The 13,386-nt window shown below is 62.8% G+C and carries 11 protein-coding genes; 8 read left to right on the forward strand and 3 right to left on the reverse strand.

Annotated elements, in window-relative coordinates:
• The first annotated feature begins 45 nt into the window (after window positions 1–45).
• The 8 genes from KW845_RS09355 to KW845_RS09395 all read left to right on the forward strand — a co-directional run bounded on the left by KW845_RS09355 (window position 46) and on the right by KW845_RS09395 (window position 10,139).
• Complete coding sequence (locus KW845_RS09355) at window positions 46–1,017, forward strand: AraC family transcriptional regulator (protein WP_255592515.1); 972 nt, start codon at window positions 46–48, stop codon at window positions 1,015–1,017.
• A gap of 455 nt (window positions 1,018–1,472) precedes the next feature.
• Entirely contained in the window at window positions 1,473–2,426 is a 954-nt protein-coding gene (locus tag KW845_RS09365; protein WP_218368960.1) for an ABC transporter permease, read from the forward strand.
• Window positions 2,419–3,282, forward strand: a complete 864-nt coding sequence (locus tag KW845_RS09370; RefSeq protein WP_218368961.1) for an ABC transporter permease — start codon at window positions 2,419–2,421, stop codon at window positions 3,280–3,282. The genes KW845_RS09365 and KW845_RS09370 overlap by 8 nt, the downstream gene beginning before the upstream one ends.
• Complete coding sequence (locus KW845_RS09375) at window positions 3,279–4,988, forward strand: ABC transporter ATP-binding protein (RefSeq protein WP_218368962.1); 1,710 nt, start codon at window positions 3,279–3,281, stop codon at window positions 4,986–4,988. The genes KW845_RS09370 and KW845_RS09375 overlap by 4 nt, the downstream gene beginning before the upstream one ends.
• A 12-nt stretch (window positions 4,989–5,000) precedes the next feature.
• Window positions 5,001–6,167, forward strand: a complete 1,167-nt coding sequence (locus KW845_RS09380) for a Xaa-Pro peptidase family protein (RefSeq protein WP_218368963.1) — start codon at window positions 5,001–5,003, stop codon at window positions 6,165–6,167.
• Between the two features lie 51 nt (window positions 6,168–6,218).
• Window positions 6,219–7,784 (forward strand): ABC transporter substrate-binding protein, encoded by a 1,566-nt coding sequence (locus KW845_RS09385; RefSeq protein ID WP_218368964.1) that lies wholly within the window; start codon window positions 6,219–6,221, stop codon window positions 7,782–7,784.
• Window positions 7,781–8,683, forward strand: a complete 903-nt coding sequence (locus tag KW845_RS09390) for a LysR family transcriptional regulator (RefSeq protein WP_218368965.1) — start codon at window positions 7,781–7,783, stop codon at window positions 8,681–8,683. The genes KW845_RS09385 and KW845_RS09390 overlap by 4 nt, the downstream gene beginning before the upstream one ends.
• Before the next feature lie 112 nt (window positions 8,684–8,795).
• Window positions 8,796–10,139, forward strand: a complete 1,344-nt coding sequence (locus tag KW845_RS09395; RefSeq protein WP_218368966.1) for a carotenoid oxygenase family protein — start codon at window positions 8,796–8,798, stop codon at window positions 10,137–10,139.
• 62 nt (window positions 10,140–10,201) lie between these two features.
• Here the strand turns inward: KW845_RS09395 and KW845_RS09400 are convergent, their stop codons facing one another.
• From KW845_RS09400 to KW845_RS09410, 3 genes are read right to left on the reverse strand one after another with little or no spacing between them, the layout of a single operon-like run.
• The gene (locus KW845_RS09400; RefSeq protein ID WP_218368967.1) at window positions 10,202–11,752 is read right to left on the reverse strand and encodes a tripartite tricarboxylate transporter permease; all 1,551 of its coding nucleotides are present in this window, start codon (window positions 11,750–11,752) and stop codon (window positions 10,202–10,204) included.
• A gap of 22 nt (window positions 11,753–11,774) precedes the next feature.
• The gene (locus KW845_RS09405) at window positions 11,775–12,290 is read right to left on the reverse strand and encodes a tripartite tricarboxylate transporter TctB family protein (RefSeq protein ID WP_218368968.1); all 516 of its coding nucleotides are present in this window, start codon (window positions 12,288–12,290) and stop codon (window positions 11,775–11,777) included.
• A 15-nt stretch (window positions 12,291–12,305) separates the two neighbouring features.
• Complete coding sequence (locus KW845_RS09410; RefSeq protein WP_218368969.1) at window positions 12,306–13,325, reverse strand: tripartite tricarboxylate transporter substrate binding protein; 1,020 nt, start codon at window positions 13,323–13,325, stop codon at window positions 12,306–12,308.
• Between the last annotated feature and the right edge of the window lie 61 nt (window positions 13,326–13,386).

The raw sequence follows: 13,386 nt of genomic DNA on the forward strand, positions 1-13,386 counted from the left end.
AAAAGCTTTATAAGCCAAATTTCGCTGAATTTCTTGCCTAAAACTATGAGCACCAAGCACGCCTTGACTCAGCTTCCGGATCCGTCTTCTCGAAGCCGGCAACGCATGGTCGCGCTGCTGCGCGCGTTGGCTCCCGACGAGGGCTACACCCTGACCGCGCTGCCTGGCGTCCGCATCCTGCGCTCGAACCGGGCGCTGTCGCGCACGCCGGTCCTGTACGATCCCGGCATCGTGATTGTTTGCCAGGGCCGCAAGCGAGGCTATTTCGGCGGCCAACTCTATCTTTACGACCAGCGCCACTACCTGGTCGTGTCCGTGCCCGTGCCTTTCAGCATGGAAACCGACGCAACGCCGCAGCGCCCGCTGTTGGCACTGTATCTGCACCTGGATTTCACCATGGCTGCCGAATTGGCCGCGCAGATCGACCGCACAGGCATGGCGGAACACGAGCAAGCCCCCCAGAGCATGATGTCGACACCGATGGATGACGCGATGCAGGCGTCCGTATTGCGCCTGCTCGAAGCGATGCACCGTCCGCTCGAAGCCGCTGTGCTGGGCCCGGGGTTGCTGCGCGAACTGTATTTCCGCGTGCTCTCCGGAGCCCAGGGAAGCTCGATGAGAGCAGCCTTGGCGATGCGAGGGCAGTTCGGCCGGATAGGCAGGTCAATACGCCTTATCCATGCCGGCTACGCGCAACCCCTGGACGTAACGCAACTGGCCGAAGAAGCGGGTATGAGCATTCCAAGCTTCCACAGCCATTTCAAGGCGGTCACGCAAGTCTCGCCGATGCAGTATGTGAAGTCGACGCGGCTGCATCAGGCACGCCTGTTGATGGTGCGCCAGGACCTGAGCGCAGAGGCGGCGGGTCACGCCGTGGGTTACACGAGCCCGTCGCAGTTCAGCAGGGAATTCAAGCGCCTGTTCGGCCTGACGCCAGCCGCAGAGGCGAACCGTATGCGCAAGAGCTTTGCCATCCCGGCAGTATTCGCTGATGCAAGCTATGTCTCGTCGCACTGAGCTTGCCGCGTTTCTGGCGATGGTGCCTGTTTCAGCCAGCCGCGCGCGGCGGTCGTCGCGGGGCCAGCGGTCCAGCGTGACAGACGGGGCGTGACGTGCTGTACCGCCTGCACTACCACTGGCGCGCCCTCGACAGTTTCGGCGCGTCGGGCGTAGTAGGCCACGTCTTCGATGCGATAAGGGCAAGCCCATGAAGCATCTGCTGCAGCTGGACGCCGCGCGACAAAATCGTGGGCGCCGTGGGGGTGTCGGGAGACACCTCGGACAATGATGAGGCCGCGCTGGTGCCGGCGGTGCAGGCGGTGGGCCTGGTGGCCGATACGGGCGATGCCCCGGCTTGAGAAATCGGCATGATGGCGCGGTGACTTCGGCCGAATATTCTTATAAAGCCAGCGTATAACAAAGTGATATTTTGGCCGTTGTCACAGTAGATTCGTTCTGTTCAGATATAAGGCATGCACATTGAGTATTTTCTCAAGCGGGTGCTTTATATCGTCCTGATACTGGTCTTCGTATCCGCGCTGATATTCTTTCTCACCCAGGTCCTTCCAGGCAATGCCGCCCAGATGATTTTGGGCGAGCATGCCACGCCGGAACAGGTTGCCGCGCTCAGCGCCCGGATGCACCTGGATCGCCCGGCGTACGTCCAGTACGCAGACTGGGCGCTGGGCATCCTCAAGGGCGATTGGGGCACCTCTTTCTCGATCGGGCAGCCGGTGCTTGGCCTGGCGCTGACTGCCTTGGGCCGCTCGGCGTTGCTCGGGATCGTGGCTCTGGTGCTGGTTACGCTCGTCGCGATTCCCTTGGGCGTGATCGCGGCAGCGCGGCGGGCAGGCCCCATCGACGTCGGTGTCAGCGTCACGTCCTACATCGGTGTTGCGCTGCCGGAATTCGTGACCGCCACCTTGTTGCTGGTGCTCTTCGCACGGCCCGAGTTGGGCTTGTTTCCGGCTGGCGGCTATAAGGCCATTTCGGAAGGCGGCTTCTGGGCGTTCGCCAGCCATCTGATCCTGCCCGCAATCACGCTGACGATAGTGATGACGGCCCACATATCGCGGCAGACACGATCCGAAATGGTCGAAGTCCTGGAAAGCGACTACGTCCGTACCGCAAGGCTGAAGGGGCTGTCCAATCGCGCCGTGCTGTGGCGGCACGCGCTGCCCAACAGCTTGCTGCCCACCATCACCATCATCGCGCTGGATGTCGGCTATCTGATCGGCGGCATTCTGGTCGTCGAGGAAGTTTTTGCCTATCCGGGAATCGGCCGTCTCATGGTGCTCGCGATCCAGAATCGCGACCTGCCGTTGATTCAATGCATCGCCCTGCTGATGTCGGCCATCTACGCCTTCGCCAACCTCGCTGCGGACCTCTCCTATGCCTGGCTCGACAAGCGCATCCAATATGAATGAACCCCGCCGGCACACGGGCTTGCACCTGCCTGGCTGGCTAGGCCGCCTCCTGTCCAACCCGCTGGGGCTGGCCGGCAGCCTGCTCATGCTCGCTTTGGTCGTACTGATCGTATTCGGCCCGTCGCTGGCGCCTTACGATCCGGAGGCGTTCCACATCACCAAGCGCCTATCGGGGCCCACTTCCGACTTCTGGCTGGGCACTGATAACTTCGGGCGCGATATTCTTAGCCGGCTCTTGCACGGCGCGCGCCCCACGATCCTGTTCGGTATCGCGGCGACGGCGCTGGGCACGACCATCGGTGCCCCGATTGGCCTGATCGCCGGTTTCATCGGAGGCCGCACCGATAGCGCCATCATGCGCGCGGTAGACGTCGTCATGGCCGTGCCGAACTTGATCCTGATATTGCTGATCGTGACGGTGCTGGGCGCCAGCACGACCAACGCCATCGTTGCCGTGGCATTGACGTTTGCGCCGGGCCTGGCGCGGATCACGCGCAGCGCGGTCCTTTCGGTACGCGAACGGGAGTTCGTCCAGGCGTGCGTGGCGCGCGGTGAATCCGCCCGCTACATCATGTTCCGCGAGATCTTGCCGGTCGTCGTTGCCCCTATCCTGATCGAGGCGTCGATCCGGGTCGGCCTGGCCATCATGCTCGGCGCAACCCTGAGCTACCTGGGCCTGGGCGCGCAGCCGCCGGCATCCGACTGGGGCTTGCTGATCGCCAACGCCCGCGAGTTCATATTCCGCAATCCGTGGTTGGTGTTCTGGCCCAGCGTCGCGATTGTGCTGGCGACGATCGGCTTCAATATGTTCGGCGACGGCCTGCGCGATGCCATGAACGTGAGGGCGGCGCGATGAACAGCGCGTTGCCGAAAGGCGCGGAACTGCTCATAGACGATTTGCGCATCGGCTATCGTAGCGGCACGCAGGTGCGGATGGCCCTTGACGGTGTTTCGTTGCGGGTGGCGCCGGGAGAAGTGCTCGGGCTGGTGGGCGAGTCGGGATCGGGAAAGAGCACGCTGGCTTATTCGGTCCTGAGATATCTGGGGCGCCGCGCACGGATCGAGTCGGGAACGATCCGTATCGATGGCATGGACGTGCAGGGGGCGTCGCCCGAACAATTGCGCACGATCCGCCGCAGCGTGGTGTCCATGGTGTACCAGGACCCCGCAGCGTCGCTCAACCCCACGATGAGCCTGGGCCGGCAGCTGCTCGAAAGCATACGCCTGCGCAGCCAGGCATCGGATGAGGAAAATATCCGGACCGCTCATGAGCTGTTGACCCGGGTCAACCTGGCCGACCCGCCAGCGATGATGAAGCGCTTTCCCCATCAGGTGTCGGGCGGCCAGAAGCAACGCATCCTGATTGCGATGGCTTTCGCGACACGTCCACGCTTGATGATCTGCGACGAGCCCACCACGGCGCTTGATGTCACCACCGCCGCCCAGGTTCTGGACCTGCTGCGCGAGCTGATGGTAGAGACAGGCGTATCGGTTCTATACATCAGCCACGACCTGACGACGATTGCACGGATCGCCGACCGCGTCGCCGTGCTCGACCATGGAAAAATCGTCGAAACCGGCGGCACCGCCACGCTGCTGAAGGCTCCCGCCCATCCGTACACGCGCAAGCTGCTTTCCAGCGTCGTCAATTCCCCGCGGCAGACGGTACGCCGGCGAGTGCTGTTCGATGATGATGCCGTGGTGGAAGGTGTGGCGTCGACGGCAAGTGACCGGCCGCGCCCCGTCCTCCCCGCTGATGGGCCCGCGTTGCTTGAAGTGCGGCAGCTCGGCGTGACCTACGGACGCGAACGGGTGCTGGACCGCCTGCGCGGCAAGCCACCCGTGCTTCTGAAAGCGGTCGACGACGTCAGTCTTTCGATCAGGCCTGGCGAGACGCTCGGCCTGGTTGGAGAAAGCGGTTGCGGGAAATCGACGTTGTCCAGGGCGCTTGCCGGACTGGTCTCATTCAATGGCGAGATCGCATTGGAAGGACGCGCTTATGGCTCGGTGCAGGCGCTGGACCAGCACTATCGCGACGCGATCCAGATCGTGTTCCAACATCCGGACGCCGCGCTCAACCCCAAGCACAGCATCGGCCAGATATTGGCCCGCCCCGCGGCAAGACGCGACGGGCTGGCGGCAAAGGCATTGCGGGTGCGCGTTCACGAGCTGCTGGATATGGTGCGGCTGCCGTACCACTACGCCCAGCGGCTTCCGCATGAACTTTCAGGTGGCGAAAAGCAGCGGGTGTGCATTGCCCGCGCTTTCGCCGCACGCCCCAGCCTGGTCATCTGCGACGAGATCACTTCGGCGCTGGATGTGACGATCCAGGGCGCCATCCTGAATCTCCTGGCCGATCTGCAAGACGAGAGCGGCATGTCTTACTTGTTCATATCGCATGACCTGCACGTCGTCCGGCACGTCGCCGACCGCATCGCAGTCATGTATCTGGGGCAGTTCGTCGAAACCTGGGAAACGCTGGGGAATAGGGCGCCCACGCATCCCTATACCACTGCGCTTTTCCGCGCCATGCCCATGCTTGAACAAGCCAACTCCAATTGAAGGCAACCAGCGATGAATATGAATGACGACGCGTGGGCAATGCCCGTCGCTGAACTCGAACGGCGCCGCGACGGCGTCCTGGCATGGATGTCGAAGAACGATGTCCCGATCGTGGCGGTCACCGACCCCGAAAGCGTGCTCTACCTGACCGGCATCAGCCTGGGCGGCAGGCCGCGCGGCAAGGCCCTGCTGCTGGCCGAAGATGGCCGTCACCTGTTCGTCACGCGATCGCTGGAGTGCCACTGGCAGGACCACTGGGCCAGCCGCAGCTGGTGCAAGGTCTGGGCCTTGCACGGCGACGACGAGACGCTGGCCCAGGCGCTCGCGTTCAATGCGACGGTCCTGGCCGGCAAGAATCCACGCAGGATCGGGCTGGAACTCTCGCGGCCCGGGCTTTCGTACGTAGAGGCACGGCAGCTGGGCGCGGTCGCACAGGACCAGGTAGATGTCAGCGGCGCCATCATCGCCTTGCGTCGTATCAAGTCATCGAGCGAACTCAAGGCGATGCGCCGTGCAGGCGAATTGAGCATGGCCGGCGTCACGGCCGCGGCCCAGGCCATCCGCGCGGGGGGCAACGGCGCAGACGCGACGGCCGCCGCGTTCGCGGCATTGATCGGCGGAGCGGGCGGCCAGTCACCCGTTTCGGGCCCCCACGTGACCTCGGGTACACGAACCGCCATGGCGCACAGCGCCTGGGACCACGCGGTTCCGCAACAGGGCGATAGTGTGGTGTTCGTCATGACGGGTACGTGCGAACGCTATACCGCGCCCATCGAATGGACTTGCGTGCGCGGCGAACCCGATCGGCTCCGCGCCAGGATGATCGATGCGTGCACGCAGGCGGCCGATGCGGTCATGCAAGGGTTGCGCCCCGGGATGACGTCGCACGAAGGTGATCTGCTGTGCCGCCGGGTTATCGAAGACGCGGGTTTCGCCGCGCATTTCATGAACCGGGCCGCTTATGGCATCGGCCTGTCTGCGCAAGCCAGCTGGATGGAAAGCCTGGTCCAGCTCAAGCCGGACGATCATTCAGAGATCGTTCCCGGCATGACCATGCACCTGGTCCCGGCCCTTCATGTGCCTGGCCACGGCTTCATCATACGGAGCATGGCATTCGAGGTTACCGCCACGGGATGCGCGTCGCTGCGCCCGCCCATGGCCGTGGAAACCGCTATTTGACGCAGCCCTGCCGTGCCTGTCCGTTCAACTCAACCAACAGGGGAACACACCATGACTATTTCAAGCTCTTCCCGCCGGCATTTCCTGATTGCCGGCGCGGGAACGGTCATAGGATTGTCGTTGACGGGCAGCCTGCCGGTCCAGGCAGCGGGTGAAGCCGGCAACCCGGCAAAGGGCGGCCGCCTGCGGGTCAGCGTCTCGGACCGCACCGGCTCGCTGAATCCGTTCGTGCAGTTGAACGGCACCGGCTACCTCCTCAACGAGATGCTTTACATGGGCATCACGCGGCTCGGCCCCGACATGAAGCCCGAAGGGGACGCTGTCCTGGGCTGGGAGGCCAATGGCGACCTGACGGAATTCACCTTCACGATGCGGCCGAACCTTGTCTTTCACGACGGTACGCCTGTCACCGCGGCGGACGCGGTCGCGTCGATCAAGGCGGTCCTGGACCCACGCTTTGCTTCGCCCGCCATGCGCTCGATCGGCCTGGTGCAGGACGTGGCGGTCATCGATCCCAGCCACTTCAAGATGGTGCTGAAGCGCCGCGATGCCAACCTGCCGGTTGCCCTGTCGCACATCAACCTGCGCCTGATACCGGCGTCCATCATCAACGGCGACCCCAAGGTGCTGGAAACCGAAGTGCATGGCTCGGGACCCTTCCAGCTAAGCTCGCACGAACCGGGCCGGCGCACGATGGTCGAACGCTTCGACAAGTATCACGACCCGCGCTATCCCCTGCTGGACGGAGTCGACGTGATTCTCTATCCCGACGCGGCGGCCGAGAACGCGGCGCTGGTCAATGGCGAAACGGACGTCATGCTGCGCGTGGCCAGCGCCGACTATGACCGCATCTCGAAGACGGGCAACGTGAAGGGGCGCCGCCAGGGCACCGGCGGCTTCCTGAACATCGTGCTGCGCACTGATACCAAGCCATTCGACGACCTGCGCGTGCGGCAGGCGATCCAGCTGTGCCTGGACCGCGATGTGTTGACCGAGATCGTCCTGGAAGGATACGGGCGCCCAGCCTACGACAACGTCATCTCGCCGGAATATCGCTACGGCCTGCCGCTAGAGCCTTTCAAGCCGGACATCGAGAAGGCGCGGGCATTGCTGGCCGAGGCGGGCTACCCGGATGGAATCCGCATCACTTGCTACGCCAGCAATTCACCCAAAGAGCGGGGCACACTTGCGGTGGCATTCAAGGAATTGGCCAAGCCCGCGGGAATCGACGTCGATGTGCAGGTCATCTCTTACGATCAGTATGTCGCCAATGTGTGGAAGAAGGCCGCATGTTATGTTTCGCTCTGGAACATGATGCCGACTGAAGATGCCATGTACACGCAGTACCTGACCAGCGATGCGCCCTATAACGATTCGGCCTACAAGAACCCCGCGTTCGACAAGCTGGTCGAAGATGCGCGCAGTTCGACAGACGATGCCCAGCGCGCGCAATTGTATAAGCAGGCGCAGCAAATGCTCGTGCACGATCTACCGTGGCTGATCCCGTTCTACCGCGATTATCTTTCCGCGCACGCCACGCATGTCAACGACTACACCACCCATCCGTTGATTTATCCTCATTTCCTGGAGCGGGTCTGGATGACTCGAAAGGGATGATCCGACTGCGCCGCCGCCTGGGCTCTTTCGATAATCTCATGGCGCTCGAGGCGGCGGCGCGCCTGGGCAGTTTCACCCTGGCGGCCCAGGAACTCCGGGTATCCCAGCCCGCGATCAGCCGCCGCATCCGCGGGCTGGAAGAGGGGCTGGGGGTGGCCTTGTTTGAACGCAATGGCAAACGGCTGACGGTAACTACTGCCGGCGCCGACCTGCAGGCAACGCTGGCGCGCGCCTTTTCCGACATCGACCAGCAGTTCGAACGCCTGATGCGGCCTGCCCAGCCCAAGGGGGTGACCCTGCGCATCACGCCCTCCGCATCGGGCTGGATATTGCCGGCCCTGGGCCAACTGTGCAACGCGTTTCCCGATATCCCCATCAACCTGGTCTGCCTGGACGTACGCGCCGATCCATCCCATACCGAATACGACTTGCAATTGTGCTTCATGGTGCCGGGTCCGAAGGCGCAGCATCGCATGCTGCTCGAAGGCAAGGTCTATCAAGTCGCCAGCCCGGCATTCATCAAACAGCACGGCACGGCGCTGCGCAACGCTCCGCTGCTGCAGATGGAGGCGCCCTTTACGTCCGCATTGGACTGGCGCAGTTGGTATCCGAAAGGCACGTCGAGACTCAATATCCGGACTTGCGGCAGCTACGCCGAAGCACTGAATGCGGCGATCGCGGGCCGCGGCCTGGCATTGGGCTGGATGTACTCGATCACCCCGCATATCGAAGCGGGACGCCTGATGGTATGCAGTCCGCCCCCGCGGCGTAGCAGGTACGGGGAGTATCTTCTGGTTTCGCCGGACCGTGCCAACGACCCCAGCGTTCAAAAGATAATCGGGTGGATCACGGATTACGCGGCGGCCCTGCGCGCGCACTGCAAGACGACGCTAACCTGAAGAATCCTGCCGTAGATGGCCACTTGGCCTGGCCAGGGCATTTATTTTCCGGGCGGGATGTTGGAAACTTGCACATGCATGCGATCTTGCATGCGTTATGGGAACGACAGACATGACGCCCTGGCAAAGTACCAACTCCGCGCTCAGCGGTTCATTGGCACCCGTCTTCGACGAGCGCGATGACATCGCCCTTGCCGTAGACGGCGAACTACCTCAAGGCATCCAGGGCGTATTCATGCGCAACGGCCCGAACCCCATGTTCGACCCCGGGCCCGGCTACACCTACCCGTTCGACGGCACTGGCATGATCCATGCCATTTACCTGAACGGCGGCCACGCAAGCTATCGCAACCGCTGGGTACGCACACGCGAACTGAATGAAGAATGCGCCGCGGGGCGCCGGCTCTATAACGTGGGCTTTGGTCCGCCACCTCATGCCAATCTGGCCAACACCAACATCGTCCGCCACGCCGGCCGAATTCTTGCTTTGTACGAAGGCGATTTGCCCTACGAACTGGATGCCGGCCTGAACACCTTGGGGGTGTTTGACGGCCAAGGCAAACTGCCTGGCGTGATGTCCGCGCATCCCAAGCTCGACCCCGCCACTCTAGAGCTCCTGTCGGTGGCCTACGATCTGGAAACCGGTACGCTGCACTATCTGCGCGCCACGTCAACAGGTGAACTGGACCGGTGCGTGCCGATTGCTGCGCCTTGGCCTGCCATGGTGCACGATATCGCCATCACCCCGCATCACGTGGTCGTATTCCTGTGCCCGCTGGTTTTCGACTTTTCGCGCCAAGGGCCGCCCGCCGACTGGGAACCCGAGCGCGGTAGCCGCGTCGCCTTGATCCCGCGCGAGGCCCGATCGGCGGGCCAAGTCCGCTGGATCGAAGGGCCCGCCTTCTTTCATTGGCATACGCTCAACGCCTTCGAAGAAAACGGCCGGATCGAAGTATCGCTGCCTTGGTATGACGCTTTTTCGCTGGGGCCGGGGCCCCGGCGGCTGGAATTGCATCGTATCGTGATCGATACAGAAGCCAACAACGTGGAAGACCATCTTCTGGACGACCGCGCCTGCGAGTTCGGTCGGATCAACGACGCCTATCTGGGCAGCAAGGCGCGCTTCGGCTATGTGGGCCTGCGTGATCCACGCCCAGGCGAAACCCCGCAGCCTGGCGCCTTCGAAGCCATCGCCCGCTACGATCTGCAAACGGGGGAAAAGCGCGTACACCGCCTTCCTCCTGGTGTGACGGTGGGCGAGCCCGTGTTCGTCGCCGATCCGCGCGGCAAGGCCGAGGATGATGGCTTTCTGTTTGCCTTCACGCACGAGGCACATAGCGATACGGGGCGCTTTCTGATCCTGGACGCGCGCGATATTGCCGCCGAACCCGTCGCCAGCATCCGGCTGCCGCGTCGCGTGCCCGCCGGCCTGCACGGCAACTGGATGCCGCTGTAGCCTGTATCCGAGGCGCTGACTCGTGCATCACGAGTCAGCCCGTTCCAGTTACACGATATCGCTCATTTCAGCGTCTCCGGATCCACCTTGCCGACGGTACCGCCGTTGCCGCCGCCGCCGGTCGGCTTGCGCAATAGCCGCCACAGCACGGGCACCAGGGGCCAGAACAACATGATCAGCGCAAGCGTCGTGATCGTTCCGACCAGGCTGTTGGACCAGAACACATGCAGGCCGGTACCCGGGCCCAGCATGGACTGCCGGAAGGCGTCTTCCATGCGGTCGCCCAGGACCAGCGCCAGGATCATGGGTGCCAGCGGATACGACAGCTTCTTCAGCACATAGCCGATCACTCCGAACAGCAGCATGAACCAGACATCGAGCATGGCGTTATTGACCGAATACGCGCCGATCGCGCATACCACGATGATGATCGGGGCCACGATGGCGAAGGGTATGCGCAGTATCGCGGCAAACAACGGAACCGTGCTCAGCACGATGATCAGCCCCACGAAGTTGCCCAGGTACATGCTGGCGATCAGGCCCCAGACGAACTCTTTCTGCTCGACGAACAGCAGGGGGCCGGGCTGCAGGCCCCATATCATCAGGCCGCCCAGCAATACCGCCGCCGTGGCCGAGCCCGGTATGCCCAGCGCCAGCATGGGCAGCAGGGCGGACGTGCCCGAAGCATGGGCGGCGGTCTCGGGCGCGATAACGCCTTCGATCTCGCCGGTGCCGAACTTGTGGCCGTTGCGCGAAAAGCGCTGCGCCAGCCCATAGCCCATGAATGACGCCGCCGTGGCCCCGCCCGGCGTCACGCCCATCCAGCAGCCCACCACCGTGCTTCGTATAAGCGTCATCCAGTACTTGGGCATTTCCTTCCAGGTCTGAAGCACCACCTTCAGATTGATGCGGCCGCTCTTGCCCTCGAACTTCAGGCCTTCTTCCATGCTGACCAGAATTTCGCCGATGCCGAACAGCCCGATGACGACCACCAGGAAGTCTATGCCGCGCAGCAGTTCCGACCAGCCGAAAGTCATGCGCAGGCCGCCGCTGACCGTGTCCATGCCTATCGCGGCCAACCCGAAACCCAGCATCATGGAAATGATGGTCTTGAAGGGCGTTTTCTTGTCCGTTCCCACAAAACTGCAGAAAGTCAGCAGAAAGACGGCGAAGAACTCGGGCGGGCCGAAACGCAGGGCGAACTTGGACACCAGCGGCGCCAGGAAGGTGATCAGCAGCACGCCCGACAGGGCGCCGAAGAACGAGCCGGTGAACGAAGCGGTCAGCGCATTGCCCGCGCGGCCTTGCTGGGCCAGGGGGTAGCCGTCGAAGGTGGTGGCCACCGACGAGGTTTCGCCCGGGATATTGAAGAGAATCGACGTGATCGCGCCGGCGAACAGGGATCCCCAATAAATGCACGACAGCATGATGATGGCCGAGGTGGGCGGCATGGTGAAGGTCAGCGGCAGCAAGATCGCCACGCCGTTGGGTCCACCCAGCCCGGGCAGCACGCCGATGATGACACCCAGCACCAGGCCGATAAACATCATGCCCAGGTTGTACCAGCTCATGACCGTGGCAAAGCCATGGAATAAAGCGTTCAGTTCATCCACTTGAGGTCTCCTGTTCCTGGTTTCAGTAGCCGAACAAGGCTTCGAGCGGCCCTTTCGGCAGGGGCACCATGAACTGAACCTCGAACATCCAGAACAGCAGTACGTTTACGCCAACGCTTACCAGCACCGTCTTCAGCCAGGTGATCTTGCCCAGCAGCCGCATGAAGGCGGCGATGAACAGCACCGACGCAACGTAGATCCCCAGCAGTTGAATAAGCAGCACGTACAGGGCAGTGGGCAGCAGCACCAGCAGCACCAGCCGGAACCGATCCCAGCTGACGAAGATTTCCCGGTTGCGGTTCTTGCCGAACATCGCCTTCAGGAACACCGCGACACTGGCGATGCAGATGATGAGCCCGATATGAAACGGGAAGTACCCCGACTCGGGCCCGTCCGACGCCCATGTGATGCCGATGCGGTGGTTGTCCACCATCATGATCACGCCCACGACGAAAAAAACCACGGCGGTAATGGCGTCGACGGCGCTGTGCGACAGCCCGTCTCTCGACGGGCTGCCCTGTGTTTGCTGATGATCCATCCTGATTCCTCGGGCTTATTTCTTCGCGGCCAGACCGGCTTCTTCCATCAAGGCCTTGTGATTCGCCTCGTCCTGCTCCAGGAATTTCACGAAATCCTCGCCGGTCCGGTAGTCGCCCTTGAGTGCCTGTTTGGCCAGGTAGTCCTTCCATTCCTGCGTTTCGCTGATTTTCTTGATCAGGTCGGCGTAATACGCTGCCTGTTCGGCCGTGGTGTCGGGCGGCAGGAAGAATGCGCGCAGCATCTGATACTGCACGTCGTAGCCGGCTTCCTTGCAGGTCGGGATATCGGCCCAGGACTGGTCCTTGGTGACCTTGTCCTTGTAGATCATGCGCTCATCCGAGAACACGCACAGGGCATTGACCTGGCCGGCTCGCCACTGCGCGATATTCTCGCTGGGATTGTTCACGTTGGAATCGGTGTGCTTGCCCACCAGCTGCGTGGCGGCCTCGCCACCGCTCTTATAGGGCACATAGGTGAACTTCGCCCCGGACGCCTTTTCCAGCGCGACGGTAATGATCTGATCCTCGCGCTTGGCGCCCGTGCCTCCCATCTTGAACTGGCCGGCCGGCGCGGCCTTGACGGCATTCAGATAGTCGGCGGCGGTCTTGTACGGCTCTTCAGAATTGGTCCACAGCAGGAACTCGTCTTGCGCGATCATGGCGACCGGGTTCAGGTCGCGCCAGTTGAAGGGCAAATTGACGGCGATGGGCAGCGTGTAGATGGCTGAAAAGGCCACCATCAGCTTATGCGGATCCTTGGCTGAGGCCTTGGTGTCCATGATGCCTTCGGCGCCGCTGGCGCCGCCCTTGTTCAGCACCAGCGTGGACTGCTTCATCAGCTTGTGCTTGAGGATGATGCTCTGCAGCGTGCGCGCCATCTGGTCGGACGCCCCGCCCGCGCCGGCAGGCACGATGATTTCCACCGGACGGGTGGGTTCCCATGCCTGGGCGGGCAATGCGGCCAGGCCGGCCAGCCCGGCCAGCGACGCGATGAGATAGGGCTTCTTCGACAGTCTGTGGGTCAGGTGCTTCATGTGTGTCTCCTCCGGTAGTGCCACGGAAGCGTCCGGTATCGGTACGCCTTGGTTGCGAGCC

Source organism: Bordetella sp. BOR01 (genome assembly GCF_019218885.1).
GTDB lineage: Bacteria > Pseudomonadota > Gammaproteobacteria > Burkholderiales > Burkholderiaceae_B > Bordetella_A.